We start from the raw sequence: 24,465 nt of genomic DNA on the forward strand, positions 1-24,465 counted from the left end.
AATGCACCCATGCCCGACGCCGTGACCGGCCGCTATTTCGAGGATTTTGTCATTGGCAGCGCCTGCCGGCATGCCATCCGCAAGACCATCTCGGAGGCCGATAGCCTCCTGTTCAGCACGCTGACCTATGGCATGGAGCCATTGCACGTGGACCAGGCGTATGCCGAAGCCGCGCCATATGGCATGCGTGCCGTCAACAGCATCCTCCTGCTGGGGCTGGCATGCGGCATCGGTGCGGCCGGACTGGCACGGGGCCTGGTGTCAGGCACCGTTGGCTTCAGCGACGTGCGCTTCACGCGTCCCGTCTTCATCGGCGACACCATCCATGTTGAAAGCGAGGTGCTGGACAAGCGCGACGACCCCGCGCGCCCCGACGCCGGCCTGATCGAACTGGAGCGTCGCGCCTATAACCAGCGCAACGAGGTGGTGGCCAAGTTTCGCTGCCTGCAACGGTTGCCGAGACGCCATCCAGCGGGCTGAATCCGTCCGTGCATCGCCGATTCGCGCAATGCGAATCGGTGGTTCGCCAGTCACTACTTGAGTAAAACCACCTGGCCCACCTAGCATCAAGGTCACGGGATTTCCCAAAAATTTTTTGCCGTTCATCTAACGGTTGTAAGGCAGTAATGATTACCAGGAGACGAGGATGAGTATAAGTGCCATGAAACCGATGCGATCCATGATGTTCGTGCCGGGCAACAAGCCAGGCTGGATCGAGAAATCGGTGGCAGCCAAAGCGGATGCGCTGATCCTGGATTTGGAGGACAGCGTGCCGCCGGCCCAGAAGGTCGAGGCGCGTGAGATCGTCAAGTCCAAGCTAGACTGGCTGGCCGGGCAGAAACCGCGCATCTGGGTGCGCATCAATCGCAGCCCACACCTGTACGACTACGAAGACATCCTGGCTATCGTCAATCCGGTGGTCGAGGGCATTGTGATCTCCAAGCCCTGCGGCCCCGAGGACATTCATACCGTCTCGTCCATGCTGGCCGAGGCCGAATACCGCGCCGGCATGCCGGTGGGCCACACCCGGGTGATTCCGCTGCTGGAGACCGCCCGCTCGCTGCAATACGCCTACGAGATCGCCCAGCACGAGCGCGTGCCTGCCATCGTCGGCGCCACGGCCAAAAACGCCGACGTGGCCCGTGCTCTCAAGACCGTGTGGTCGCTCGAAGGGCGCGAGACCTTGTACCTGAAGTCGCGCATCGTCATGGCCGCACGCGCCGCGGGCAAGCTGCCCATCGGCGGAGTATGGCAGCAGGTGCATGACCTGGAAGGGCTCAAGGTCTCGTCCGCCAACGACCGCCAGCTGGGCATGAGCGGCGAGCTGGTGCTGCACCCCTCCAACGTCGAGATCGTCAACAAGACCTACAGTCCCACCGAGGAGGAAGTGGCGTTCTACCAGGGAATGATCGACGCGCTGGAAAAGGCCCAGGAAGAGGGTCGCGCCTCGTGCATTTATGACGGCGAGCACATCGACATCGCCCATGTGAAGACGGCGCGCGAAATCATCGAGCTAGCACAATCGTTCAACAACTGATTGCGACCCCCAAGGAGATAGACAAATGGCAGGCCTTTACTTCGAAGAATTCAAGCCCGGCATGGTGATCGAACACGCCATCCGTCGCACCGTAACCGAGACCGACAACGTCCTGTTCTCGGCCATGACCTACAACTGCGCACCGCTGCACATCGACGCCGAATACAGCAAGAATACGTTCTACGGCCAGCGCCTGGTCAACAGCATGTTCCTGCTGGCGCTGGTGGCCGGCATCACGGTGTACGAGACCACGCTGGGCACCACGCTGGGCAACCTCGGCTTTGGCGAGATTGCTTTTCCCAAGCCCACCTTCCACGGCGACACCATCCGCGTCGAGACTGAAATCATCGAAACCCGCATCTCCAAGAGCCGCACGGACTCTGGCATCGTCACCTTCAAGCACCTTGCCAAGAACCAGCGCGACGAAATCGTCTGCACTGCCGTGCGCACCGGCCTGATGATGCTGCGCCCTGCCGACAAGGCCTGATCTGACACCTGCAGGAGTGAAGCGATGGATTACCAACTCAGCGCCGATCAGCTCGCCATTATTGATGCGGCAGAAAAGATCTGTGTGGACTTTCCGCTCGAGTACTGGCGGAACAAGGACAAGAATCACGAGTTTCCGCACGAGTTCTTCGAGGCCGTTGCCAGTGGCGGCTGGCTCGGAATCTGTATGCCAGAGGAGTTCGGCGGCGCGAACCTTGGCGTGACTGAAGCTGCGCTCTTCCTGCGTACCGTGGCCGAGTGCGGCGGGCAGGCGGGCGCGTCCACTATCCACATGAACATCTTCGGCTTGCAGCCGGTCGTGCATTTCGGCACGGATGCACAGAAGAAGGCCTGGCTGCCGCCCTTTGTCCGTGGCGAACACAAGGCGTGTTTCGCGGTCACCGAGCCGGACACTGGCCTTGATACCACCAAGCTCAAGGTTGTGGCGAAGAAGCAGCCCGATGGCAACTACCTGATCTCGGGCAAGAAGGTCTTCATTTCGACCGCGCAGGTCGCCGACCACATGCTGATTCTCGCGCGCACCACGCCGGTCGAGGAGGTCAAGAAGCACGGCGAAGGGTTGAGCCTGTTCTACACCAAGCTCGACCGAAAATATGTCGACATTCGGGAGATCGACAAGCTTGGCCGTGCCGCTGTCGACACCAACGAGTTGTTCATCGACGATCTGCCGGTTTCCAAGGACTCGCTGATCGGTGAAGAAGGCAAGGGGCTGAAGTATATCTTCCACGGCATGAACGCGGAGCGCGTTTTCGTCGCCGCCGAGCAGGTCGGTATCGGCCGCGCGGTGCTCAGGCTTGCCACGCAATACGCCAAGGACCGCGTCGTCTTCGGTCGTCAGATCGGCAAGAACCAGGGTGTCCAGCATCCGCTGGCCCGCAACTGGGCGGAGCTCGAGGCTGCCAATCACATGCTGCTCGCCGCTGCCGATCTCTACGACAAAGGGATCTCCTGCGGCTCGGAGGCAAACGCGGCCAAGCTGCTGGCATCCGAGGCCTGCATGAACGCTTGCCAGACCTCGATCCTCACGCATGGCGGCTTCGGCTACGCGAAGGAGTATCACGTGGAGCGATTCATGCGGGAAGCCTGGATCGGCTACATTGCGCCCGTCACCCCGCAGCTCATCCTGTCGAACATCGCCGAGCGCAAGCTCGGGCTGCCGAAGTCTTATTGACCACAAGCAGTGCTGCCCTGATGGCCGCATCGTCTGAAGCCGGCCTCATTGCAGGCTGGGGAAGTTGGAGGTGGTGTGCGGCATCTCCTTTGGCTACGCCGACAGGGCACACCCGGTGAATGGCTACTGCACCGAGCGCGCCCGGGTCGACGATATCCTGCGCCTGGTCTGAGGCGCGCGCCGAGCCGCCAGCCGCCCGGCACGCGGGGTGCCGGATCGCGGTTGGCGAATCGCCGCGTCGCGGAACGCAACTTGGCGCATCGCCGCCAGCTGATTACGCTTGAGGCGTGACGGGAATAGCGGCTCGGCCCAATGAAGGCCGGGCCGGAAAAAATGGAGACAGCCATGGCAACCGTTCAAGCCGTGATGCAATCGAACCGTGATTCCGACAAGGGTGACGTGCGGGTGGTGCCGCTGGCCCGCGGCCTGGCCGTGCTGGCTGCATTCAGCGCTGAGCATCCGTGGATGGGCAACCAGGAGATTGCCGTGGGGACCGGCATTCCGGCGCCTACCGTGTCCCGGATGCTGCATTCCCTGGCAGCACTCGGCTATGTGCGCTACGACGAGAGCCGGCGCAAGTACCGGCTTGCCTCGGCCGCATTGACCCTGGGCTACGCGGCCGTCTCGGGCGACAGCGTGCAAAGCGCCGCCCGCATCGAGATGCGGAAATTTGCCGACGCCAGCGATACCCATGTCATCCTGGGTGCGCGCGACCGGCTCGATGTCATCGTCAATGAATCGCAGGTTGGCAAGGACGTCTATCTCGACACGCACCTTGCTGCCGGGATCCGCGTGCCGATTGCTTCGTCCCCGATGGGCTGGGCGCTGCTCGCCGCATTGCCGGAACGGGAGCGCTTTTACCTCCAGAGCAACGTCGAGCGCAAGAGCGGCCGTGACTGGCCCTCGCTGCGCAGGCAGATGGCTGAGGGCATGTCACAGCTCCACCAGTACGGCTTCTGCATGTCGCCTTGCGGACGCGAGCTGGCTTCGGTTGCGGTACCTGTCAGCGTGCCGGGACATCCGTCAGTGGTGCTGGCCAGCGTTGGCCGCAGCGCGGGCATGAATCGCGCCAGAATGGAGCGGGAGTTGGGCCCGAGGCTCGCTGCGACGGCGCATGCCCTGGAGGAGCGCTTGAGCACGCGTCACTGATACCGCAGTGGCGCCCGGGAAGGCGCCGCGGATTGACCGTCAGATCCGCGTATCAACATCCCGCAGCAGTTCGACGAGGTCGGCTGCTGCGGCCTTCAGCACAGGCGCGAGGCGTTCTGTGATGGCTGCCATGTCCGGCTCCAACTCAACCGCGCCGCAGCTCAGCGACATCAGTGTGGCCGAACGTCCCACCGTGACAGGCAGGGCAATCCCGTAAGCGTTGCGCTGATACTTGCCCAGGGAAGTGCAGACCCCAAGGCTCTGCAGGTCCTGGAAGGCCGTAGCGATGCCGCGTTCGAGTTCGGCGATGCGCGCGCTGTCCGCGCGCTTGAGGGTTTGCAGGTATTCATGCCGGGCATCGGGGTGCAAGCCGCACAGCCATGCGCGGCCAGTCGCCGTCCAACCCATCGGCAGCAGCGAGCCCACGCCGAGGCGTAGGGTCGCAATGCGCGAACTGGTTCGATGTGCGATATATAGCATGTCGAGCCGGTCGGGCACGGCAAGGGCGACCGACACATTAAGCTGGTCCGCCAGTTCCTGCAGAAAGGGATGCGCGCGATCGGTGACCGGGTTGGTTTCCAGGTAGGTGTCCCCGATGTGGAGGGAAGCCGGGGCCAGCTCGAACTGCGTGCTGCCGGCAACGCGGCGCAGGAAGCCCAGCGCGATCAGGGTGGTGGTCAGGCGCGACACCGTCGCTTTCGGCAGGCCGGTGCGCTTGACGATCTCGCTGTTCGTGAGCGGCGTACGCTCGGCACGGAAGGCACGAAGCACATGAAGGCCCCGTTCCAGGGTCATCGTGATCTGTGCGGGAGGTGTCATGAATGGGTTACCCTTTCAGCGCACCACTCCGGGAGGGTGCTTGTCTGATCTCTTGTCCGCGCCGGCGTGCGCTGCGTTTTACATACCACTGGAACTGATGGTAGAGGCGGCAACCGCGCGGCTCAAATGCCGATTCGCGACCCGGTGATTGCCGGAACGCGAACCAGGCCGGCAGGTGTTCGCAGGCGGCGACCCACGGCTTCGCCCTGCAGCCTATCAAGCGCGTTGGTCGTCCGGGAGATATCGCCGATGCCGGTCTGAACACTATCGCCGGCCTCGCGGTTGATTTGACCCGCGCCAGTTAGGAAGGTAACCTTGCAAGGTAACCTTCTATATTGCATCGCATGAACAAGAGCAACCCTCCCGCAAGTGACGCTTCGCTGCACGCCACGGCCGAAGACCTGCGCGCCCTGATCGGCAAGCTGCGCCGGAGGCTGCGCGAAGAAGCGCGCGCCGGCGAATTCACGCCTTCGCAGATCCAGGTGCTGCATCTGCTTGAACGCGACGGCCCAGCTACGGTCGCCGGGCTCGCTCGCGCCCTTGACGTGCGTCCGCAGTCCATGGGCGAGACGCTGGCAGTCCTGAAAGCCGCGGGTGCCGTCAGCGGGGCTCCCGATCCGAACGACGGCAGGCAGACCGTCCTTTCGCTCACACCGGCCTTCCGCCAGAAAGTCAAGGCAAGCCGCGCGGCGCGCGAAGACTGGCTTTACCCGGCAATCCAGAGCCGCTTCACCGCCGCCGAGCAACAACAACTCGCGACTGGCGTGGCGCTTCTCAAGCGCTTGATCGCTCCGTAACGTCCAACCCATCAGGAGAACGCCATGGCGCTAACTACGCTCGACCCCAACACCGCCCTCGTCGTCATCGATTTGCAGCAAGGCATCGTTGCGCTGCCGACCGTGCACCCGGTCCGCGAGATTGTGGCGCGCTCGGCCATGCTGGTTAATGCATTCCGTCAGCGAAGCCTCCCCGTCGTGCTCGTCAACGTGGCTGGTGGCGCGCCGGGCCGTGCGGAACAATCGCGCGGTACAGGCGATTACCCCGCCGATTTCATGCAACTGGTGCCCGAACTGCGGCCGCAACCCACTGACCACCTCGTCACCAAGCGTACCTGGGGGGCGTTCACGCACACCGATCTGGAAGCGTGGTTGCGCAAGCAGGGGGTCACGCAAATCGTGCTCGTCGGCGTAGCGACCAGCATCGGCGTCGAGTCGACCGCGCGTTACGCGCACGAGTTGGGCCTTAACGTGACGTTGGCCGTCGACGCCATGACCGACATGAATCCCGAGGCACACACCAACAGCGTCACGCGCATCTTCCCGCGACTCGGCGAAACCGGCACGACGCAGGAAGTCCTCGACCTGCTCACCCGCGCGCACGCGTAACGGCACGCCCGCGCAACGACGCGCTCAACCTCTCTGACAAGGAACCACGCCAGTGGCAGGCACATTCCGTTCGCTGCGCAATTTCAACTACCGGGTTTGGGCGAGTGGCGCGATTGTGTCAAACGTCGGTACGTGGATGCAGCGCACGGCGCAAGACTGGCTCGTTCTCACGGAACTCACGCATCACAGTGCGACTGCGGTCGGGATTGTCATGTCGCTGCAGTTCGGTCCTCAGATGCTGCTGCTGCCGCTCACCGGCTATGCGGCCGACCACTTCAACCGCCGCAAGCTGCTGTTCGCCACGCAGGCGGCCATGGGCATGCTGGCACTCGGACTGGGACTGATGACCGTCACGGGCCTGGTGCGGTTGTGGCACGTTTATGTGTTCGCGTTGCTGCTCGGTTGTATCACCGCGTTTGACGCCCCCGCGCGCCAGACCTTCGTCTCCGACCTCGTCGGCGAGGAAGACCTCCCCAATGCGGTCGCGCTGAACTCCACCTCATTCAACGCGGCGCGGATGGTCGGTCCCGCGATCACGGGCTTGCTCATCGCTTCGGTGGGCACGGGCTGGGTGTTCCTGATCAACGCGCTTTCGTTCGTCCCCGTGCTCGGGGCGCTGCGCATGCTGCGTCAGAAGGAATTGCACCTGAAGCCGCTCGCGCTGCGCACGCGCGGCAGCTTCGTGGAAGGTTTCAGGTATGTGTGGAAGCGTCCCGACCTGAAGGCCGCCCTGCTCATGCTCTTCCTGATCGGAACCTTCGGCCTGAATTTTCCGATCTTCATCTCGACTATGTCGGTCAGCGCATTTCATGCTGGCGCGGGCCAGTACGGCTTGCTGAGTTCAACCATGGCGATCGGTTCCGTCACCGGCACGTTGCTGGCCGCACGCCGGCCGAAGCCGCGCATGGCGATCCTGCTTGGCGCGGCAGCCATCTTCGGCACGGGCTGTATGCTAGGCGCGCTGATGCCTAATGCTGTGCTGTTTGGCGTGGCGCTTGCGGCGATCGGCGCGTCGACGCAAACATTCACCACCTCCACCAACAGCCTCGTGCAGATATCCACAGAACCGGCGATGCGTGGCCGGGTGATCGCCATCCTGCTGGCAATTGCGCTTGGTACCACACCGCTCGGCGCACCGGTGGTCGGGTGGGTGGCGGACCGCTTTGGTCCGCGTTGGGCGCTGGGCGTCGGGGCCGCCTCGGGCTTTGCCGCAGCCCTGGTCGGCTTGCTCTATCTGGTCAAATATCGCCGGCTACGCATGTATATCGAGGTGGGCCGGCTGCGCTACAGCATCGACAAGCCGCGCCAGGCGGCGTTCACGGGCGCCCCCGCCACCGCTGTGCGCAATGTGGTATTGAACGAAGCCGAAGACGAGTGACATTGAAGAGCTGGATCTTGAGTCGCTCGGGTTCGAAGGTGCCAATCCTTCGACTACAGGTCGCCCCTCATATCATCCTGGCGTCCTGTTGAAGATATACATAATCACTGCCCGAGCGCCCTGGAAAGCGTCGCCGCCTCTGCCACCAGCAATCGGGTGAACTCGGACACCCTGTCTTCCGACATGCGCACTCCGGGGCCGAAGATGCATATTGAGCCCGCGACGCGATCCGCGCCATTGAAGAACGGCGCCGCCAATGCAACCGCACCTTCGATCAGTTCGTTGCGACTGACTGCGTAGCCACGCTGGCGAATGGCGGCCAGTTCCGCCGGATCGACCGGGACATCGAGCGCATCCGCGGAATCACGATCCATATGCGCGAGGATTGCGCGTCCGCTGGCGCCCAGGGCCAGCTTCTCGCGATACCCCAGGCCGCGACGGAAGCTCAGGGGCTGCACGCTCTCGATCTCTGCCACGCACACGCGGTACGCGCCCTCCGGTACGAACAGGGCCACGGTTTCTCCCGTCGCCTCCCACAGGCGACGCAGCGGGGCCTGTGCGATATCGGCAATCCGGTGGCTCGCCGCCCACACGTAGGTCAATCGCGCCACGGAACTCCCCAGCCGGAAGCGCTGCGGCTCCCCGAACGACACCAGAAAGCCGTTGTGCTCGAGCGTATTGAGCAGGCGGTACAGGGTCGGCCGGCTCAGATCGACCCGCTTGAGCAGGTCCGCCACCGTCAGGGCGTCGTCACCCGGGCGGAATGCGAGAAGGATGTCCAGCGCGCGGTCCACGGCGCGCACGCTGTCCTGGTTCTTTTCGACTTCCATGTGATCTGTTCCCGTCATCTTTGAGCTTTTCATATTCGCCATTGTATTCAAAGTCGAGCTTGACCTTTGTCAGATTGTCCGTAGAATGGATTTCAATCTCACCAGATGGACATGGCAAGGAGGAAGTGGAGATGGACAAGCAGATGTCGGAAACATTGGTGCGCACGGGCCCCGGCACGGCGATGGGCGACCTGATGCGCCGGTACTGGGTGCCGGCGCTGTTGGTCAGCGAGATTGCGGAGCCGGACTGCCCGCCGGTGCGCGTGCAGATCCTGGGCGAAAAGCTGCTGGCGTTTCGCGATACCGATGGCAAGGCGGCGCTGGTTGACGAGTTCTGCTCGCACCGCGGCGTGTCGCTGTATTTCGGGCGCAATGAAGAGAGCGGCATCCGCTGCGCTTATCACGGCCTCAAGTTCGACCGCGACGGCAAGTGCGTGGACGTGCCCTCGGCGCCCCAGGCCTGCAAGCACATGGGCATCAAGGCCTATCCGTGCATCGAACGCGCGGGCATCGTCTGGGCCTACCTGGGCCCGAAGGACAAGCAACCCGCCCCGCCTGACGTGGAGTGGTGCAGCCTCCCGGAGAGCCACGTGTACGTCTCCAAGCGGCTGCAGGAGAGCAACTACCTGCAGGCCATGGAAGGCGGCATCGACACCAGCCACGTGTCATACGTGCACCGCTACGAGGTCGACGACGACCCCATGCATCAGGGCACCGAGGCGCTGAAGTACATCAAGGCCGACGGCAACGTGATCTTCGAGACCGAGAAGACGCCGGTCGGCCTCACGCTGTTCGGCCGCCGCAACGGCGACGCAGACACCTACTACTACCGCATCACGCAGTGGCTGTTCCCCTGGTACACGCTGATTCCGCCGTTTGGCGAGCACGCGCTCGGCGGCCACGTGTGGGTGCCCATCGACGACCACAGCTGCTGGGCCTGGAGTATCAACTTCCGCCCCGACCGCCCGCTCACCGAGCAGGAGCTGGCCGACATGAAGGCGGGCAAGGGCATCCACAACGAATACGAAGAAGGCACGTGGCGCACCAGGGCCAACAAGGACAACGACTACCTGATCGACCGCCAGGCGCAGAAGGAAAAGCGTGCCTACAGCGGTGTGTTTGGCTTTGCGGCGCAGGATTCGTCGCTGCAGGAAAGCATGGGCCCGATCCAGAACCACGAGGCCGAAAAGCTGTTGCCCACCGACCGCGCGATCGTGATGTGCCGCCGCATGCTGTATGAGGCCGCGACGAACATGCAGAGCGATGTCGAGCCGCCAGCGCTCGACGCCAGCGCCCAACGCGTGCGCGCCGCTGGCGTGCTGCTGCCCAAGGACCAGAAGCCGCAGGACTGGGCGCGCGTGCACCTGGACGACGGCAAGGACCAGCCGGTCTACTCGGTGTGAGATGGCGACCATGGAACAACGACAACGACTCCAGGGCAAACGCGCCCTGATCACGGGCGGCGGAGGCGGCATTGGCGCCGCCACGGCCCGCCTGTTCTGTGCGGCAGGTGCTTCGGTCATGCTGGTCGATGCCAATGCCGAGGCGCTGGAACGCACGGCCGCGGCCATCGTCGATCAGGTTCCGGGTGCCCGGCTGCAGACGCTGGCTGCCAACGTGAATGACCCTGCGCAGGCCAAGCGCGCCGCGCAGCAAGCGGCGGACAACTTCGGCGGCCTGGACGTGCTGGTGAACAACGCAGCCACGCGCAACTATTCGGCGGTGGCAGACGCCACGCCGCAAGAGTGGCACGCCATGGTCGACGTCAACCTGGTGGGCACCTCGAACTATTGCGGAGCCGCACTGCCGCTGCTGCGGGCTTCGGGGCAAGGCAGCATCATCAACGTCTCATCTTGCTACGCCGTGACGGGGCGCAAGGGCATGGGCCTGTACGACGCCACCAAGGCCGGCATGCTGGCCATGACGCGCACCCTCGCCTTTGAAGAAGCGGCGCACGGCGTGCGGGCCAACGCGGTGTGCCCGGGCTCGACGCTGACGGACTTCCATATCGGCCGCGCCCAGGCTGCCGGCAAGAGCCTGGACGTGCTCAAGGAGCAGCGCCAGGACACCTCGCTGCTCGGGCGCTGGGCCTCGCCCGACGAGATTGCCTGGCCGATCCTGTGGTTGGCCAGTGACGAGGCCTCGTTCATCACCGGCACCACGCTGATGGTGGATGGTGGCTTGCACGTGATGTAGGAGGTCATCATGGGCGAATCCCAACTCACCGTGCGCGTCGTGCGCAAGCAGGTCGAGGCGGATGGCATCTGCAGTTTCGAACTGGCCGACCTGGGCGGTGCGCCGCTGCCGCCGTTCTCCGCCGGCTCGCACATCGACGTGCACATTCCGGGCGGCTTTACACGGCAGTATTCGCTGTGCAACCACCCTGACGCGCGGCACCGGTACGTGATCGCCGTGTTGCATGACGCACAGTCGCGCGGTGGCTCACGCGCCATGCACGAGGTCGTGCAGGAAGGCAGCACGCTGGAAATCAGCACACCGCGCAATCACTTCCCGCTCGAGCCGGGCGCGCCGCGGCATCTGCTGCTGGCCGGCGGCATCGGTGTCACGCCAATGCTGTGCATGGCGGAGAGCCTGGCAAGCGACGGGCACGCATTTGCCATGCACTACTGTGCCCGCTCGCGAGGGCGCGCCGCCTTTATCGACCATCTTGGCCGCGCGCCGTATGCTGACCGGGTGCAATGCCATTTCGATGACGAGGACCCGGCGCAAAAGCTCGACATCCCGGCCCTGCTGGGCGCGGCCAGCGCGGATGCGCATCTGTATGTCTGCGGCCCCAAAGGCTTCATGGACGCCGTGCTCGAGACGGCACGCCGTCTGGGCTGGGCGGAGGATCGTCTGCATTATGAGTTCTTTGCAGCCAGCGTCGATACCACCGGCGGCGCATTCGAAGTAAAGCTCGCCAGCTCCGGCAAGACCATTGCCGTGCCGGCGGAGCAGACCGTGGCGCAAGCGCTTGCCAATGCCGGCGTGGAGGTGCCGGTGTCCTGTGGCCAGGGCATTTGCGGGACCTGCCTGGTGCGCGTGCTCGAGGGCGAACCCGACCATCGTGATCTGTACCTCTCCCCCGAGGAGCAGGCCAGGAACGATCAGTTCACGCCATGCTGCTCACGCGCCAGATCGCGTACGCTGGTGCTCGATCTTTGACTTGTATCCGGTGACAACGGCAACCGCCACCACCGGCTGAAACCACGCAGCAAGAAGAGCGGAAAGCCGCCTACAACCAATGTCCCCGGACACCTGTACCGGGACACCCCTGACACTACGCGGAGCGCCCCAACTCAGATGCCCGCGACGGAGGAGACCATGAAGACAAGCCTTTCGATGGCGGAGAAGGCGGTCGACGCCGCGTCGCCCGCCCAGGCCGCCGCGTCACGATACCGCTGGGTGGTGCTGGCGGTCGTGTGGGCAGCGTTCCTGCTGAGCTATGTGGATCGCGTGGCGTGGAGCAGCGTCGCCGCGCCGGTCGGTCATTCACTTGGTTTGACTGTGTCGATGTTGGGCGCGTTCGTCACGGCGTTCTACATCGGCTATGTGCTCGCCAATATCGTGGGGGGCATCCTGACCGATGTGCTCGGCGGCCGCACCACGTTGACCCTGGCGCTGGTGCCGCTGGGCGTGCTCACGTTCTGCTTTGGCTTTGCGCATACCTTGTGGACGGGCATTGCCATCCAGTTCGCGATGGGCCTGGCCGCCGGTGCGGACTATTCAGCCGGCATGAAGATCATCGCGGCATGGTTTCGCAATGACCGCGGCCGCGCGATGGGGCTGTACACAACGGCCACGTCGCTGGCCGTGGTGCTCACGAATGCCACCGTGCCAACCATCTCGCTGTGGTATGGCTGGCAAACCGCCTTCCGCCTGCTTGGCGGCATTACGCTGGCGTGCGCGGCTGTCGCCTGGTTCGTCTTGCGCGACGCTCCCGACGGAGAGCCGCCGCTCGCGCGCATCAAGGGCGCCGACATCCTGGCGCTGCTCAAGAGCCGCAACCTCATCCTGCTTGCGATTGCCGGTTGCGGCGGCTTGTGGGCCACCGTGGGATTTGGGGCGTGGGGCAATGCGCTGATGACCAGGCAGTACGGCATTTCTCCGGTGACGGCGGGTTCGATTGCCGCTACCTTCGGCATTGGCGCCGTCATCGCCAAGCCGTTGCTGGGATGGATCTCTGACATGCATCGCCATGCGCGCAAGCGGATCTCGATCCTGTGCCTGGCTGCATTTGCCGTGATGTTGATGATCTTCGGGCAGAGCTCTACGGTCACCCAGTTTTACTTGCTTGCCCCCCTGCTGGGCGCAGTGGGATTTGGCTATACACCCGTGCTCATGGCCCAGGTCAGCGACGCGTGCGGCCGCAATTCCGCCGGTGCCGGTGCCGGCCTGACCAATGCCATCTGGCAGTCCGGCAGTGCCATGTCACCGCTTGTGGTGGGCTACTTCTACGGGCAGACGCATTCGTTCTCAGTTGCGCTGCTGACGCTGGCCGTCGGGCCGGTGGTGGCGGTGGCAGCGCTCTTGCTCTTGCCGGGCCGGTCGCAAAAGTAGGAAGTGACGTGGCTGGTTATTTCGGGTACGGGTTGAAAGACTGCATTCAAACTTGACAAGGAGCAAACCTCGGCAACGGCAAGGCCGCTCCTTTTTCAGTCCGATTGTTCGTTATCGAATTCCTTCAGTGAGAAACATAGGCAGAAGATGTCGTGCGACAAGGCACTAGATGTCGCATTTCTCACCAAAAAAATGATTCATACGCCTCGTGCTGAGTTGGCCAAAGAGCCAAAACATGTCGTAATTTTTTTTCGACAAGGCATGAGATGTCGTTTTTTCTGTGAGACTAAGCCATTGTTTTTTATGTATATTTTTTTGCACCTGTCGTCCCATGGCAAGGCACTAGATGTCGCGCAAACAACATATGTGATTAATTGATCTCTTGTGTTCTTGGGTTCGACGCAGTTGATGAAGGCCATCCTTGAGTCAAAGGGGCACGCCTTTCCGCCTTCTAATGGGAAGTTCAAGCCGTCTACTCAGCAGACCACACGCCGCTATGCACATCACCACTCTGCTGTAGGCCTGCGACTCGACTGGACAGCACACGTCAACTTTGGCGGGACAGTAGAGCAGCCCTAGTCTCAAAATGTGTTTATTTGTGCACGTTTAGACAATAGACGGATTATGTCTGGACACCTGCTGGCTCTGCGCTCGCTGGCAACGTGCGCGGGGCGTGGACCTCTACGCTTACATCAGCGATCTGTCATCTCTGTTGGGGGGCAAGCGGGTTCCGCTTGCCAGGAGGCTCTGCTGCACGTGTTCGGGAGAACTGGGGCGCGGGGCGAGACAGGACCGGCTGACTCGTCGGTTCAAACATGTGGTGCGGTGCGGAAGGGCAGGCCGCAGTAATGCCGACGAGGGCGTGCTCACGCTGCGGCGATCCTCATCGCTGACTGCTGGTTTTGGAACATATGCTGCATCGTCTAGTTTCTCTCGGTTGAGTGCGGCCAGTGCCGGCTACGAAAAACCGCCTCTCCTAAACGCCGCTTCCCTGAAACTCTTCCATGTAGTGCGCGGGCATCAAAGGCGTAAACGTGCTCAGCGTTCCGCCCTTGTTGAAGTGCGTTTGCGCCCAGGCTTGACTGGAATGGCAGCCTCGCTCGGTTCCACCAGGAGTTCGGTCACTGATACGCCGAGCGCCACAGCCAGCAAAACCAAATTGTCGAGAGAGACATTGACCAGTTGCCGCTCGACTTGGCTGATGTAAGTGCGATGCAGACCGGCGCGATCGGCCAGTGCATCCTGCGACAGTTCTCGTTTACCCCGGAGCACCTTCATGTTGGCGGACAAACGCTGTCTCGCCGCCAGTTGTGCGGAGTTGATGTTCTCAGTCTCATCCATGGAGCGAGAGCATCACCTAGAGCACAAAATGAATCTACAGCATATAAATCTACATATAATAAATCCACAGTCTTTACATGCGAGGGCTAAACTGCGTGCTTTGTTGAGGGCATGCTGGCCGCGTTGGGTGGCGTGGAGATATTCCAGTCTATGCATTGAATCCTAAAGCCGGGTTTAGGCCCTTCCCGGTGATCAAGGCCATCCACGAACAATTCTTCCTGCGGTGAGAAAGCCTCGGAATGACTGCATGGTCTTCAAGACGGAACGGGGTGCTCGACGGCACGAGCCTCAAGACCTTGTCGCCGCAGATCCGCAGCATGCCCAAAGCCGAGGTTAAGAGTTATCCGTGTTGGTCCGCACCTGACTAGGGGGATCTCGTCGCTCCGTCCGCCCACAGGCCCGTCGCATGCCTTGGTGCTAATTCATCAACCTGTGATGGTACGTCCTATGTCCGACTGGGAGATTCCCGAACCAGCGCGTACCGGTGAGCTTTCAAGGCCGGATACTGAAACTCCATGTGCCACTCATTACAGAACCCCATCAAGACTCTTTTCCACGATGCTACTAACGAAGTATGAATGGCAGTTGGGCGTCTTAACGGATTCAGACAACGCCCCGGTCGGCACATGGAAGGGTGTCGTTATTTCCCAGCCTGCCTTTCTGCTGTACCACCAGCTTGCCAATTCCGAGGCGGAGGGTGGGATGGTTCTCATTGATTCCATCGACGGATTGATCGAGGAACTCGCGTGCCTGCAGTCTGAACAGCCCGATGAGCAAGTTGCGGTCGATATTCTTTCCCCGACCCGGGGCGCTCAGCCGGTCTGTGAGCTTTGGAGCTATGAAAGTGAGCAGGAGCCTACCCTGTACTACGCCTACATGGGTCGGGACGGCCGCTTGGAACCATGCAATCGTGAGCAACCACGCTACATGACACGGCTTCGGCGCCTGTACACACTCGGTACACACGCTGCTATTGATGGCGATCTGTGCGCGCAAGGCGCGTGAGTTGCCGAAGCAGACTGCCATCTCGCCACGGGCTAAATCCTATTTCTAGTATCTACGATGCAAGTCCCCGACGATTTTCCGCGCAACCCATTCCCGGCGAGCCTTGCCGGCACACAGGCCAAGTTTGCTGCCCGGAGGATCAACGGCCGATTCGTCGTCGGACTGACCGACGACGAGCGCGCCGAGCGCTATGCAATATGCCTGGACCTGGTCGAGCAGCTCGTCGCGTACTGCCGACGCAAAGCCCTTGACCAACCGACCCGGAGCCCGACCGAACTGCTCGACTGGGTGGAACGTGGCGTGCGCAACAAGCAGGCCGTCTGGCAACTCGGTGGGCCGGAGGTCGACTGGATCGTGGCTCAAATGCGTAGGTCTTACGAACTGGCATCCGATGACATCGATGATTCGGAAACTTGAAAGGGGGGCGAAGCGAAGCCATGCTACGCGTAACCGTTGAACTGATGCCCGGCGGCGGAGGCCAGGGTCGACGCACCCTGGCGACGGCCGATATCGGTCGAATTCGCTCCGGCGCTCTGGCGGACTATCAGATCGATATGGAAGAGGATCTGTTGCCGAACCCTTGGAACGCAACGCTCCAGGACTATCCCCGCTGGTCTGCCAGCGTGTGGGATCTGGTGGCGCGCAGCATTGCCGTAGCACTTACCGGAAAAGAAGAGTTGCCCCCGCGGCCGGTTCTGCCGCAGGTGCCAGTTCACCTTTCGATGGACCGGACTTCCTATGTCAGACTGGATGAGATTCCTGAACCGACACGCAGCTACTTCGCGCACAACATTCGAGCCTCCACACGACCCATTATCGACGAAGCGCCGGATCCACTCGGATGTGCCTATTCCTGGGACTGGAACGACTTTCTCGCGGGCCTGAGATGAGAGGAGGAATTGATGTTTTGGCAAACACCTGACGTGGCGGTAAAGCCCGAGATCGATCTGGCTTGCTGGGCGGTAGTCGAGACCGACAAGGGGGAACGGCACCTGGTCGGGATCGATCTGGCGACGGGGGCGGGGCAGGTCAGCAGTGCCATTGCGGTCTTCGATGCGAGCGCCATGGAGTTCAGAACGGTCAGTGGCCGGCTCTATCGGATGCGCGACGCCAGCCACTTGGCGGACGATGCTCGTTATGCATGGGATCGCTGGGCGACCTTTAACGGGGTGCAATCATGGCGGGACGTGACCACCGAGTACAAGCCAGCCATGGAAGCGTATCTGAGGAGCCATTGATGTTCCGACCAGCCCCTGACGTGCCAACCGAGCCTTCGATTGAACTCGCCGGCTGGCTGGTGATGGAAACAGAGCGTGGCGAGCGACATCTGGCGGGTATCAACGTGTCCAGAGGAACGCCTCGGGTCAGCAGCGCCATCGAGACGCTGGAGGCGAGCACCATGCAGGTCACCACTCGAAGCGGCCGTGTCTACTCGCTTCGAGGAATTGGCAATGTCGCCACGGAAGCTCGCCTGGCGTGGGGACTCTGGTGTCGCGGCAATGCTGTGCTGGGATGGCGCGATGTCACGGAAGAGTACGAGCCGGCGATGCGGGCATACTTGTCCGGATCCGATTACCTGCAGTAACCCACACGGGAGGGGATGCACATGCTGCGTGTAACCGTCGAATTGCTTCCAGGTGGCCGCGTGCAGGGCCGCCAGACGCTGGCCACGACCGACATTGGTCGGATTCGTTCCGACGCTCTGGCGGACTACCAGGTCGAGATGGAAGAAGGGCTGTTGCCTGATCAAATCTGGAGCGGCACGCTGCAGGACTATCCCCGCTGGTCCGCCAGCGTGTGGGACCTCGTCGCCCGCAGCATTGCGGTCGCGCTTACGGGAAGGGAAGAACTGCCCCCGCGGCCGCAGCTACCGCAGGTGCCGGTTCATACCCTCGATGGCGGAATGCCGGTTGTTCACCTGGATGAAATCCCCGAACCGACCCGGACCTTCTTCGCGCGAAACCTGCGTGGCTCAGGCACTCCTGGCGCCGGGATGGCGTTTGCTTGGGATTGGGACGACTTCCTGGCTGGCCAACGATGAACGATAGCCTGGAAGCCGCAGCGCGCGAAATGGTTGCCGGTCTTGCCTGGTACCACTGCCTCACCGATGAGCAGCGGGCGGTCTGGCAGTACAAAGGCGCCGCATTCGCCCGCGATCGAAACGCCCACTCAGCGTGGCTCGCGCTCAAGGCGGAGCGGCCGCGGACCGCCCAGCGCATTGTGGACAACGCCAATCCCGCCGAGGTCGCTTTTGTTGCGCAACTGATCCTGCGCATGGACTAAAGCATCTCATGCACCTTTCGTCACGGCTCATGCCATGGGGAGCTAATGAAGTAGCAGACCGTACCCGACGTCGGACGAGGGATGGAGCTTTGACGTACCGCTTATGACGCTGGGGGGCGCGGGGCGTGACTTCTACGAGCGATCAGTGGTTCGAGGCATCGAGGACGCGCCAAGCCCTGCAAGGCTTGGCGGGCGACGCCGTAGGTCCCGCCCACGCCCACCGCGCTCGCTGGGTGCCACCCGCGGACAACGGCGGCACCGACTGCCAAGAAGGGAGGTGGTTGACATCGCAAGAATGGTGGTAGATGGATGGTGGCCCACCAGTCTTCCCCGTGTGAGCGGTGCGGGAAATGGTGGCCAGTGACTCATCGCGCGGCACTCGCAATGGATTTGTCGTCATTCGGATGGAAGCGAAAGGTGTGAAAGAGTTGCTATGAGATCGGATTCAGTGAAAGACGGGACACCGCGAATCGGTACAAATTATTTGCTTGCCGAGGTGGTCGGGAGGAGTGAAGGGCGGCTCAAGCTAGAGGAGAACCTTTCGCCGTTGGCGTGGGAAATCTGCGACTACCTGTATTTGCTTGCCTATCGGGACAGGCACTCAGCAGAGGCAAGTTCAGTGTCATATCACGAACTCCTGTCGCTATTTCGCCATGGGGAGGGCGAAGAGGCGGTTGCCGCGGCTGTGCGCAGTTTGCAATCCACGCTCATCGAGATTGAGCGTGGTATGGATTTTTACTATTCGGCCCAGGTCGTGATTACAGATGAGCTTTCCCCATATGGCTTTCGCTTTCGGGTACCTGCCGCCATACAGTGGTTCTGGGCGCAATTAGAAAAAGAGAGTCTATCCAAAGACGGGGCGGCGCAAGCAGTCTGCAGACGGTGAAGCATGTTCTGGGCAGTTCCTGCCGTCAATGACAATCCTTGTATTTAACTGGCCGGCTGGGCCGACATGGAAACGGAGATCGGTGAGCGCCATCTGGTCGGATGCAACGTCGCCAACGGGCTCGGCCGCGTCGGCAGTGCGATCGAGCAGTTCGATGCGCGCGCGCTGCAGTTCACGACCCGGAATCAGGCCCGAGATTCGCTACACCGGCGCCGGCCGGCAGAGGGGATCGACCTTCCCGAATCGACGCTGGGTGACTGGGTCGGCGGCTGCTCGGCATTGCTCAGCCCGCTGGTGGCGGCCGTGGAGCGCTACGTGATGAGTGGCAACAAGGTGCACGGCACTCTCTCATGGAGTGCTTCTCGTCGGCGCTGGACACGGGAAAGCCATGATGGAGAAGGCGCGGGAGCAACTAGGCGTCGGTGCACCAGGAGTCTCGTGGAAATTTGAAAGTTCTCCGGATTTGGGAGTATGAGGATTTGTCGTGCCTGCGTATTGGACCAGATCAGATACCAGACGCACTCATCGCCACATGGCACCAAATGCAAACTTATGGGCGGCTCGGGCAAAGCCATGCCTCCGCGTTACGCGTACTTTGGTATCGAGTTCGCCGGATTCTATCGGACGAATGGGTCACCAAACGCTCCAATCCGCGCGGCGATTAGTTCACAGCTCGCCCGGCTGGAAGTAGGCGGCACGAATCTCAATCTTGGTAACGAAGCACCCATCATGAGCAAGACCATCGCGGCTATCCTAGGAACCGGCATTCTTACGGCGCCGCTCTTCTGCGCTCTAGTTGGTCTTGCCATTGGCTTTGCGTTCGGCCGCGGCCGCTCTCATACGCTCTCGTTTCAGAATCGCGGAGAGGCACGACTTTCTCGCGAGATACGAAGGCATTTCGCTGCGCCAAACTATCACCTGATGAATCACATCACCTTACAGGTGCAAGATGGCACGACCCAGGTTGACCACATCCTAGTTTCAAGGTTCGGTGTATTCGTCATAGAGACCAAGAACTACAAGGGCTGGATTTTCGCCAATGGCAAACACGCAAGGTGGACTCAAGTCCTGTTCAAGCGGAAGTTTCAGTTCCAGAACCCGATCTCTCAGAATTATCGGCACGTTCGAGCGGTTCAAGAATTGCTCGACTTTCTTCCTGCCGATTGCATCAAGTCAGTTGTGGTTTTCACAGGAGATACCCAGTTCAAAACTGCAGTCCCTCCTGGTGTTTTTAGTCTCTCGGGGTGTGTCGATCACATCCGCCAACAGACCCCCGAGTCCATGTCTCTCAATCGCATGCAGTTTTGCGTTGGTCGTCTGGAGGCAGCGCGCCTCGCAATAACCAATGAGACAGATGTTGAGCACGTTGAGAATCTGAAGCGCAAGCATGGGATTGGGGTCTAACCCGTAAGCCCCTGACAGTAATCATCGAAGCACTCACGAAATCCGGCACGCCAGACCGCTCATCCCTTTGTGCTACGAAGGCCCACGAGTAGTCGTCGCGTGTCCAGAACAGACGACCGCCTTCAGCGCGTCAGAATAACCGACCGCCTCTGGCCGTCCTGTGTAGGCTCCCCAATCGCCAGGCCACGGCAGTCTCTGACCGACCCATTGCAGCCGTTCAAGCCGCATCGACCTGCGACTGCTGAGCGGCGATCTCGGTCCTTCGACGCCGCGCGTCGTGTTCACGGTGAAGGCCTCTGGCCGTTGTGCGACCGTCGCAAATCGACCATTGCATTCCCTTCTACCTCGCTGGTCTGTTTCTGCTGCGCGTGGCCTCAACCTGCGCAATCACTGCGGATTCCGGCTCGGGAACATTGCCGTCAAACACGAGCTGCGGCGCCACTGCCTGACCGGCGATGTCCCCCATTGGCCCGCCCCTCGTCGGTGAGTACGTTGGGATAGCTCCAGAGGCTCAGGAAGGCCTTGCGTGTCAGGCCCGCTAGCGCACGCTCTGAGGCGGTCGTACCGTCTGCGGAGGCCGCCTTCTCCCATGCCGTCTCTTGTGCCATGGATGACGTGGCCCCCGTTACTGCGCCGAGCCACCCGCCGCGGCGGCCGCGGCTGCTTCTGCTGGAGGCTTCTTCTTCCAGAACTTTGCGTAAGAGGGGCCTTCCGACTTAGGCGGATACTCCGGCTCAGTCACCTTGATAGGCGTGGGCATTGGGAAGTCGACACCGACCAGTATTGCCTCCCCTTGACCCAAGGTAGGCAGGAAGGCGGCTGCGCTACCGTCCAGATTGCCACAGGCCTTCTCGACGATGTCGCGGTCCCGCTCGTTTATCAGGCGGTGCACGATGAACATGCCCATCTGGCTCAACACATCCTCAGGGATGTCCCGCGGGCGCTGCGTCGCAAGCAAAGTCGTCAGACCGTACTTTCGACCCTCTTTCGCAATCAGGCCAAACGCGTCGAGCGATACGCGGTTGTTCTCGTCACCGATGGCCTTGCTCAAGAACTGGTGCGCTTCATCGAGAACCACCACCGTGGGCATCTGTTGGAACGCTCCATTCCGAGCCAGGCCTAGAAGATGCCGCCCGATGGCGTTGATGAGCAGTTCACGCGCGTGATGCTCGAATGGCAAGTCGGCCAAGCTGACCCTCAGCACGGAATCGTCGGACGCAAAGAACGATTGAATCTCTTCCGTCAACGGAGCGAACTGCTCCGGCGCGAAGAGACATCGGAGCGCTGGCGAACGGGTGATGCTGTAAATCTTGGACACCAGCGTGTCGCAGTAGCCCCGAATCCGCTCGTCGGGACCGCCCCATATTTGATAGTTAGGTTCGCGCGATGTGCCGCCACTCTCGTAGACACACTCTTCGTACACCTGCCTCGCCAGTGCCTTAATTACATACCTAGCACCCTGCGCCTCGACCTTGGCCTCGTTTTTGTTCACTTCATAGTTGAAGGTCTTCTTCTCCGCGTTCGCCTTCACGTAGTGATGAGGTTCCTTGTCACCGTTCAGGATGTAGTTCAGCTTCAGGCTGCGCAACGCTTCTCGCAGTTTCGGGACCTGGGCGCCAGGTGACGGCTGGAAGATGGCGAACAGGTCCGCTTCGTTGAGGTCCCAGTACGGGAAGGCAACAAACTTCCTTGTGTCTGCCCCACCCGCAGGCGCGCCGCCGAGATGAACAGAACGCACGCCTTTGGTAAACGTGTGGAACTCGCCACTGGGGTCCACGAGGAGAACCTTGCCTCCGAGCCTGGCGACTTCCTGAATGATTCGAGCGACGGTCCAGCTTTTGCCGCCCCCGGTAGCTCCCAGCACCGCGCAGTGACGCCCAAACAAGTGGGCGGGACTCACGTTGACCATTGTGCTCGGGTCATGCGGAATCGTGGCGAGCTCGACGGCTCCTGCGCTCGATACTGCCTGCCCCTCGACAATGTGCTTCACCAGAAGTGGGTGCGCAGAGAAAACGTGCTGTCCGATACGGGGGTGAAATGGAATTCCGGAAATGACCTTGGCGGTCGCAAGCTCGAGGGTCGTCAAGAGCTGGACAAACCCGATGGGGTTGGCGTCTGGTGGAGCGCCCAGGGAGGGTTCGGCCTTGAGCCGCTCGTTGTCAGGCAGCTTCACCTCGGTGACGCGCCCCAACACTGCAACGCCTTCGCCCTCGATGAAGATGAACTCGCCGACTTGGCCGCCGAGCACTGCATATCCCGAATACTGCCGGGGAGCGACACTCGCAGCTTTCGGCAGATTGATGCGAGCACTGTCCGGCCCCACGAAGGTGACCGCACCAATATAGCGGCTGGGGTCAAACGGGCTTGTTGCGAGCCTGCCGGTCATCCTGCCTCCCGCATCAGTCGGATGCGCTCGTAGTGCTGCTCGAGGTCGGTTTCAGCCGCGATGTCCGGCATCAGCGGCACGGCTTGCTCAAAGGTGGCGGAAATAAGCGCCAGGCGCGCATCGCCGTGCTCAATCAAGTACCTGAGCTTTGAAAGGTACGGGTGCTTTGCATCGTTGCCATCCTGGACGCCTTTGTCCTTGCTTTCCCATGGACCAAGGCCAGGGTCACAGACCACAACCTTTAGGTGCAGATTGGAGTTTATGGCCGATAGTATTGGCTCAGCCAAGTGGTTGTCATTGAATCCAAATCCCAAAACGAGAAGACCGGTATCCGGCTGCCGCAATGCAGTTTGGAATGCCGACATCATCTCGAGATACGGTTGTTCGAATGACAACTCGTATTTCGTATTTCGAGGATAGATAAGCAGCGGTGATTCAGAGGTGGGGTCTTTCTCAATCTCTCCGGAGTTCTTGTTCTTTGTCCAATCTACAGAGCCGTGAAGTTTGTAGAGATGGAAGACATTCGGAATGAAATCGTGACTGTCTGGGCTGCTTTCCCGTTTCACGATGTCGTAGGAGAAGTAGAGCGAGTCGAAGACCTGTGGCGTTGTATGCGAAAAACCGTCAACGATGACGTAGCGTCCTTTGCGCGCGGCGTACTCGAAGCACAAGTCATAGTTGGTTGTAAAGACTTTTGTGCGCAGCTTTCGCGTGGACCGACGAACAAGCCGGCGAAGAAAGTCGGCATGAAGGCCGACTTCATCTTCCACATCCAAGAAGCGCACGCAATCGCGAACTGTCTGTTCGACGATGGCAATGAACTCCTTGACCTGCGTTTTCTCTTCCCCGTCACCAAGGAACTCTTCCGCAATCTTGCAATGCGAGAGCAGCGCTTCGATATTTTCACCCTTGGCCGTCGGGAAATGCGTGAGCATAATGACCTTGTTGAAGCGGTCCCCGCAATTGGCCTTGCACTCCCGCCACAGGTCAGCCATCGTGGGGGCGATGCGCTTCCCCGCTTGTGGCGCCCGTGGACCAGACTCCTCTGGAGCTTTCGGCTGCACGTTCACATGCAGGGATGTACCGAGCCCTGTGAGAACGACAAGGTTGGTGCACCTGAAGCAGTCGGAAAGGTTGCGGTTGATTTCTGCAAGTGCGGGGTCAGGGATGGTGCGTCCATTGCCATCCTCTTGGGCGTCTTTAACTTCGCGCCACGCTCCCCCATTCCGGTAGGTCAATACCTGCATATCTCAGTAAGCGTTAGGAGTATTCAAGGTTTCCGCCGGGCCCTGAGGGCACAACGCGAGCTGCTGCCGATAAACGCCAGATATCCGCATGGTAAGCCACATTGGCAAGCGTGCGTAGGTTCAGGCAGCCTTGGATATTCTTGAATACGACTGTCCGCCCCATGGGCTGAGGCCTGGGCTTGACGCTTTACGAAAAGTTATGAACCGCTCTCATAATTGACCGGTTTCAGGTGTACAGCGGACCACCGCGCTTGTCGGACGTGAAATGGCGGGTTATTGCAAGCGGCGGTCACTCAGGCAAAAACGCTCAAGGTCAGCAACCAGCCTGAAGCTGTCGTTCCGATGTCCACTATGGCTGTCCGCTCTTGGGCCGGTCTCTGCCGTCCCCCCCAACGCCAGGACCGCGGCTGTCTCTGATCGGCGGACTCGGGCGATGGCGCCAGGTCTGACCGTTGCGGAGTTTGCCGGGCACTGGCTCTGATTCCAACTCTGCCACTTCAGGCCAGCACCACCGCCCTACGGGCCCCATCAACGCTGCACCGCACAAAACACGCCTGGCGAACATGTAACCTAGATT

The 24,465-nt window shown here is 61.4% G+C and carries 27 protein-coding genes; 22 read left to right on the top strand and 5 right to left on the bottom strand.

Annotation, left to right across the window (positions count from 1 at the left end; all coding sequences use genetic code 11):
- The first annotated feature begins 9 nt into the window (after positions 1 to 9).
- From DN412_RS02960 to DN412_RS02985, 5 genes are all read left to right on the top strand, one after another.
- A complete protein-coding gene (locus DN412_RS02960) occupies positions 10 to 480 on the top strand; it encodes a MaoC family dehydratase (protein WP_115013146.1) in 471 nt (156 codons plus the stop codon).
- A gap of 181 nt (positions 481 to 661) precedes the next feature.
- Positions 662 to 1,537 (top strand): HpcH/HpaI aldolase/citrate lyase family protein, encoded by an 876-nt coding sequence (locus DN412_RS02965; protein WP_115013147.1) that lies wholly within the window; start codon positions 662 to 664, stop codon positions 1,535 to 1,537.
- Positions 1,538 to 1,562: 25 nt separating this feature from the next.
- A complete protein-coding gene (locus DN412_RS02970) occupies positions 1,563 to 2,024 on the top strand; it encodes a MaoC family dehydratase (RefSeq protein WP_115013148.1) in 462 nt (153 codons plus the stop codon).
- Positions 2,025 to 2,048: 24 nt separating this feature from the next.
- The gene (locus DN412_RS02975) at positions 2,049 to 3,215 is read left to right on the top strand and encodes an acyl-CoA dehydrogenase family protein (RefSeq protein ID WP_115013149.1); all 1,167 of its coding nucleotides are present in this window, start codon (positions 2,049 to 2,051) and stop codon (positions 3,213 to 3,215) included.
- Positions 3,216 to 3,560: 345 nt separating this feature from the next.
- Positions 3,561 to 4,364 carry an IclR family transcriptional regulator gene (locus tag DN412_RS02985; protein WP_244222544.1) on the top strand — a complete coding sequence of 268 codons (804 nt, stop codon included), beginning with the start codon at positions 3,561 to 3,563 and terminating at the stop codon, positions 4,362 to 4,364.
- A 39-nt stretch (positions 4,365 to 4,403) separates the two neighbouring features.
- Here the strand turns inward: DN412_RS02985 and DN412_RS02990 are convergent, their stop codons facing one another.
- Positions 4,404 to 5,159 carry an IclR family transcriptional regulator gene (locus DN412_RS02990; protein ID WP_244222545.1) on the bottom strand — a complete coding sequence of 252 codons (756 nt, stop codon included), beginning with the start codon at positions 5,157 to 5,159 and terminating at the stop codon, positions 4,404 to 4,406.
- A 368-nt stretch (positions 5,160 to 5,527) separates the two neighbouring features.
- Between DN412_RS02990 and DN412_RS02995 the strand changes: the two genes are divergently transcribed.
- The 3 genes from DN412_RS02995 to DN412_RS03005 are packed head-to-tail and all read left to right on the top strand — an operon-like array spanning position 5,528 to position 7,946.
- On the top strand, positions 5,528 to 5,980 hold the full coding sequence (locus DN412_RS02995) for a MarR family winged helix-turn-helix transcriptional regulator (protein WP_115013152.1): 453 nt from the start codon (positions 5,528 to 5,530) through the stop codon (positions 5,978 to 5,980).
- Positions 5,981 to 6,004: 24 nt separating this feature from the next.
- Entirely contained in the window at positions 6,005 to 6,568 is a 564-nt protein-coding gene (locus DN412_RS03000; RefSeq protein WP_115013153.1) for an isochorismatase family protein, read from the top strand.
- A gap of 52 nt (positions 6,569 to 6,620) precedes the next feature.
- Positions 6,621 to 7,946 carry an MFS transporter gene (locus DN412_RS03005; protein ID WP_115013154.1) on the top strand — a complete coding sequence of 442 codons (1,326 nt, stop codon included), beginning with the start codon at positions 6,621 to 6,623 and terminating at the stop codon, positions 7,944 to 7,946.
- Between the two features lie 104 nt (positions 7,947 to 8,050).
- Here DN412_RS03005 and DN412_RS03010 read toward each other — a convergent pair whose 3' ends face one another.
- A complete protein-coding gene (locus tag DN412_RS03010) occupies positions 8,051 to 8,776 on the bottom strand; it encodes an IclR family transcriptional regulator (protein ID WP_115013155.1) in 726 nt (241 codons plus the stop codon).
- Between the two features lie 131 nt (positions 8,777 to 8,907).
- On the opposite strand from DN412_RS03010, the gene DN412_RS03015 reads away from it, so the two are divergent.
- From DN412_RS03015 to DN412_RS03030, 4 genes are all read left to right on the top strand, one after another.
- Positions 8,908 to 10,179: an aromatic ring-hydroxylating dioxygenase subunit alpha gene (locus DN412_RS03015; RefSeq protein WP_115013156.1), complete on the top strand. Its 1,272-nt coding sequence runs from the start codon at positions 8,908 to 8,910 to the stop codon at positions 10,177 to 10,179.
- A 10-nt stretch (positions 10,180 to 10,189) separates the two neighbouring features.
- Entirely contained in the window at positions 10,190 to 10,972 is a 783-nt protein-coding gene (locus tag DN412_RS03020) for an SDR family NAD(P)-dependent oxidoreductase (protein WP_115013241.1), read from the top strand.
- 9 nt (positions 10,973 to 10,981) lie between these two features.
- Positions 10,982 to 11,941: a PDR/VanB family oxidoreductase gene (locus DN412_RS03025; RefSeq protein ID WP_115013157.1), complete on the top strand. Its 960-nt coding sequence runs from the start codon at positions 10,982 to 10,984 to the stop codon at positions 11,939 to 11,941.
- 159 nt (positions 11,942 to 12,100) lie between these two features.
- Positions 12,101 to 13,336: an MFS transporter gene (locus DN412_RS03030; protein WP_244222546.1), complete on the top strand. Its 1,236-nt coding sequence runs from the start codon at positions 12,101 to 12,103 to the stop codon at positions 13,334 to 13,336.
- Positions 13,337 to 14,374: 1,038 nt separating this feature from the next.
- On the opposite strand, the gene DN412_RS03035 is transcribed toward DN412_RS03030, so the two are convergent.
- Complete coding sequence (locus DN412_RS03035) at positions 14,375 to 14,677, bottom strand: helix-turn-helix domain-containing protein (protein ID WP_115013159.1); 303 nt, start codon at positions 14,675 to 14,677, stop codon at positions 14,375 to 14,377.
- 447 nt (positions 14,678 to 15,124) lie between these two features.
- On the opposite strand from DN412_RS03035, the gene DN412_RS03040 reads away from it, so the two are divergent.
- The 10 genes from DN412_RS03040 to DN412_RS03085 all read left to right on the top strand — a co-directional run bounded on the left by DN412_RS03040 (position 15,125) and on the right by DN412_RS03085 (position 20,255).
- The gene (locus tag DN412_RS03040) at positions 15,125 to 15,682 is read left to right on the top strand and encodes a hypothetical protein (protein ID WP_133303019.1); all 558 of its coding nucleotides are present in this window, start codon (positions 15,125 to 15,127) and stop codon (positions 15,680 to 15,682) included.
- A 57-nt stretch (positions 15,683 to 15,739) separates the two neighbouring features.
- The gene (locus DN412_RS03045) at positions 15,740 to 16,099 is read left to right on the top strand and encodes a hypothetical protein (protein WP_115013161.1); all 360 of its coding nucleotides are present in this window, start codon (positions 15,740 to 15,742) and stop codon (positions 16,097 to 16,099) included.
- Between the two features lie 20 nt (positions 16,100 to 16,119).
- A complete protein-coding gene (locus tag DN412_RS03050; protein ID WP_115013162.1) occupies positions 16,120 to 16,572 on the top strand; it encodes a hypothetical protein in 453 nt (150 codons plus the stop codon).
- Between the two features lie 12 nt (positions 16,573 to 16,584).
- Entirely contained in the window at positions 16,585 to 16,920 is a 336-nt protein-coding gene (locus DN412_RS03055) for a hypothetical protein (protein WP_115013163.1), read from the top strand.
- Positions 16,920 to 17,267, top strand: coding sequence for a hypothetical protein (locus tag DN412_RS03060; protein WP_115013164.1), 348 nt, complete (start codon positions 16,920 to 16,922; stop codon positions 17,265 to 17,267). Before DN412_RS03055 ends, DN412_RS03060 begins: the two co-directional genes overlap by 1 nt.
- Before the next feature lie 21 nt (positions 17,268 to 17,288).
- The gene (locus DN412_RS03065) at positions 17,289 to 17,723 is read left to right on the top strand and encodes a hypothetical protein (RefSeq protein ID WP_115013242.1); all 435 of its coding nucleotides are present in this window, start codon (positions 17,289 to 17,291) and stop codon (positions 17,721 to 17,723) included.
- The gene (locus DN412_RS03070) at positions 17,720 to 17,965 is read left to right on the top strand and encodes a hypothetical protein (RefSeq protein WP_115013165.1); all 246 of its coding nucleotides are present in this window, start codon (positions 17,720 to 17,722) and stop codon (positions 17,963 to 17,965) included. Before DN412_RS03065 ends, DN412_RS03070 begins: the two co-directional genes overlap by 4 nt.
- A 448-nt stretch (positions 17,966 to 18,413) precedes the next feature.
- Complete coding sequence (locus DN412_RS03075) at positions 18,414 to 18,851, top strand: hypothetical protein (RefSeq protein ID WP_244222547.1); 438 nt, start codon at positions 18,414 to 18,416, stop codon at positions 18,849 to 18,851.
- Between the two features lie 66 nt (positions 18,852 to 18,917).
- Positions 18,918 to 19,301 (top strand): transposase, encoded by a 384-nt coding sequence (locus tag DN412_RS45785; protein ID WP_208647552.1) that lies wholly within the window; start codon positions 18,918 to 18,920, stop codon positions 19,299 to 19,301.
- A gap of 279 nt (positions 19,302 to 19,580) precedes the next feature.
- Positions 19,581 to 20,255: a nuclease-related domain-containing protein gene (locus DN412_RS03085; RefSeq protein WP_115013243.1), complete on the top strand. Its 675-nt coding sequence runs from the start codon at positions 19,581 to 19,583 to the stop codon at positions 20,253 to 20,255.
- 625 nt (positions 20,256 to 20,880) lie between these two features.
- On the opposite strand, the gene DN412_RS03095 is transcribed toward DN412_RS03085, so the two are convergent.
- Both DN412_RS03095 and DN412_RS03100 read right to left on the bottom strand, forming a co-directional pair.
- The gene (locus tag DN412_RS03095; protein WP_115013168.1) at positions 20,881 to 22,641 is read right to left on the bottom strand and encodes an ATP-binding protein; all 1,761 of its coding nucleotides are present in this window, start codon (positions 22,639 to 22,641) and stop codon (positions 20,881 to 20,883) included.
- Positions 22,638 to 23,888, bottom strand: a complete 1,251-nt coding sequence (locus DN412_RS03100) for an SIR2 family protein (RefSeq protein ID WP_115013169.1) — start codon at positions 23,886 to 23,888, stop codon at positions 22,638 to 22,640. The genes DN412_RS03095 and DN412_RS03100 overlap by 4 nt, the downstream gene beginning before the upstream one ends.
- Between the last annotated feature and the right edge of the window lie 577 nt (positions 23,889 to 24,465).

This window comes from Cupriavidus lacunae (assembly GCF_003353055.1).
GTDB lineage: Bacteria > Pseudomonadota > Gammaproteobacteria > Burkholderiales > Burkholderiaceae > Cupriavidus > Cupriavidus lacunae.

Coding starts and splice junctions, on each gene's coding strand:
- DN412_RS02960 (WP_115013146.1), top strand. CDS start 10: ATGCCCGACGCCGTGACCGGCCGCTATTTCGAGGATTTTGTCATTGGC.
- DN412_RS02965 (WP_115013147.1), top strand. CDS start 662: ATGAAACCGATGCGATCCATGATGTTCGTGCCGGGCAACAAGCCAGGC.
- DN412_RS02970 (WP_115013148.1), top strand. CDS start 1,563: ATGGCAGGCCTTTACTTCGAAGAATTCAAGCCCGGCATGGTGATCGAA.
- DN412_RS02975 (WP_115013149.1), top strand. CDS start 2,049: ATGGATTACCAACTCAGCGCCGATCAGCTCGCCATTATTGATGCGGCA.
- DN412_RS02985 (WP_244222544.1), top strand. CDS start 3,561: ATGGCAACCGTTCAAGCCGTGATGCAATCGAACCGTGATTCCGACAAG.
- DN412_RS02990 (WP_244222545.1), bottom strand. CDS start 5,159: ATGACCCTGGAACGGGGCCTTCATGTGCTTCGTGCCTTCCGTGCCGAG.
- DN412_RS02995 (WP_115013152.1), top strand. CDS start 5,528: ATGAACAAGAGCAACCCTCCCGCAAGTGACGCTTCGCTGCACGCCACG.
- DN412_RS03000 (WP_115013153.1), top strand. CDS start 6,005: ATGGCGCTAACTACGCTCGACCCCAACACCGCCCTCGTCGTCATCGAT.
- DN412_RS03010 (WP_115013155.1), bottom strand. CDS start 8,776: ATGGAAGTCGAAAAGAACCAGGACAGCGTGCGCGCCGTGGACCGCGCG.
- DN412_RS03015 (WP_115013156.1), top strand. CDS start 8,908: ATGGACAAGCAGATGTCGGAAACATTGGTGCGCACGGGCCCCGGCACG.
- DN412_RS03020 (WP_115013241.1), top strand. CDS start 10,190: ATGGAACAACGACAACGACTCCAGGGCAAACGCGCCCTGATCACGGGC.
- DN412_RS03025 (WP_115013157.1), top strand. CDS start 10,982: ATGGGCGAATCCCAACTCACCGTGCGCGTCGTGCGCAAGCAGGTCGAG.
- DN412_RS03030 (WP_244222546.1), top strand. CDS start 12,101: ATGAAGACAAGCCTTTCGATGGCGGAGAAGGCGGTCGACGCCGCGTCG.
- DN412_RS03035 (WP_115013159.1), bottom strand. CDS start 14,677: ATGGATGAGACTGAGAACATCAACTCCGCACAACTGGCGGCGAGACAG.
- DN412_RS03040 (WP_133303019.1), top strand. CDS start 15,125: ATGTCCGACTGGGAGATTCCCGAACCAGCGCGTACCGGTGAGCTTTCA.
- DN412_RS03045 (WP_115013161.1), top strand. CDS start 15,740: ATGCAAGTCCCCGACGATTTTCCGCGCAACCCATTCCCGGCGAGCCTT.
- DN412_RS03050 (WP_115013162.1), top strand. CDS start 16,120: ATGCTACGCGTAACCGTTGAACTGATGCCCGGCGGCGGAGGCCAGGGT.
- DN412_RS03055 (WP_115013163.1), top strand. CDS start 16,585: ATGTTTTGGCAAACACCTGACGTGGCGGTAAAGCCCGAGATCGATCTG.
- DN412_RS03060 (WP_115013164.1), top strand. CDS start 16,920: ATGTTCCGACCAGCCCCTGACGTGCCAACCGAGCCTTCGATTGAACTC.
- DN412_RS03065 (WP_115013242.1), top strand. CDS start 17,289: ATGCTGCGTGTAACCGTCGAATTGCTTCCAGGTGGCCGCGTGCAGGGC.
- DN412_RS03070 (WP_115013165.1), top strand. CDS start 17,720: ATGAACGATAGCCTGGAAGCCGCAGCGCGCGAAATGGTTGCCGGTCTT.
- DN412_RS45785 (WP_208647552.1), top strand. CDS start 18,918: ATGGAAACGGAGATCGGTGAGCGCCATCTGGTCGGATGCAACGTCGCC.
- DN412_RS03085 (WP_115013243.1), top strand. CDS start 19,581: ATGAGCAAGACCATCGCGGCTATCCTAGGAACCGGCATTCTTACGGCG.
- DN412_RS03095 (WP_115013168.1), bottom strand. CDS start 22,641: ATGACCGGCAGGCTCGCAACAAGCCCGTTTGACCCCAGCCGCTATATT.
- DN412_RS03100 (WP_115013169.1), bottom strand. CDS start 23,888: ATGCAGGTATTGACCTACCGGAATGGGGGAGCGTGGCGCGAAGTTAAA.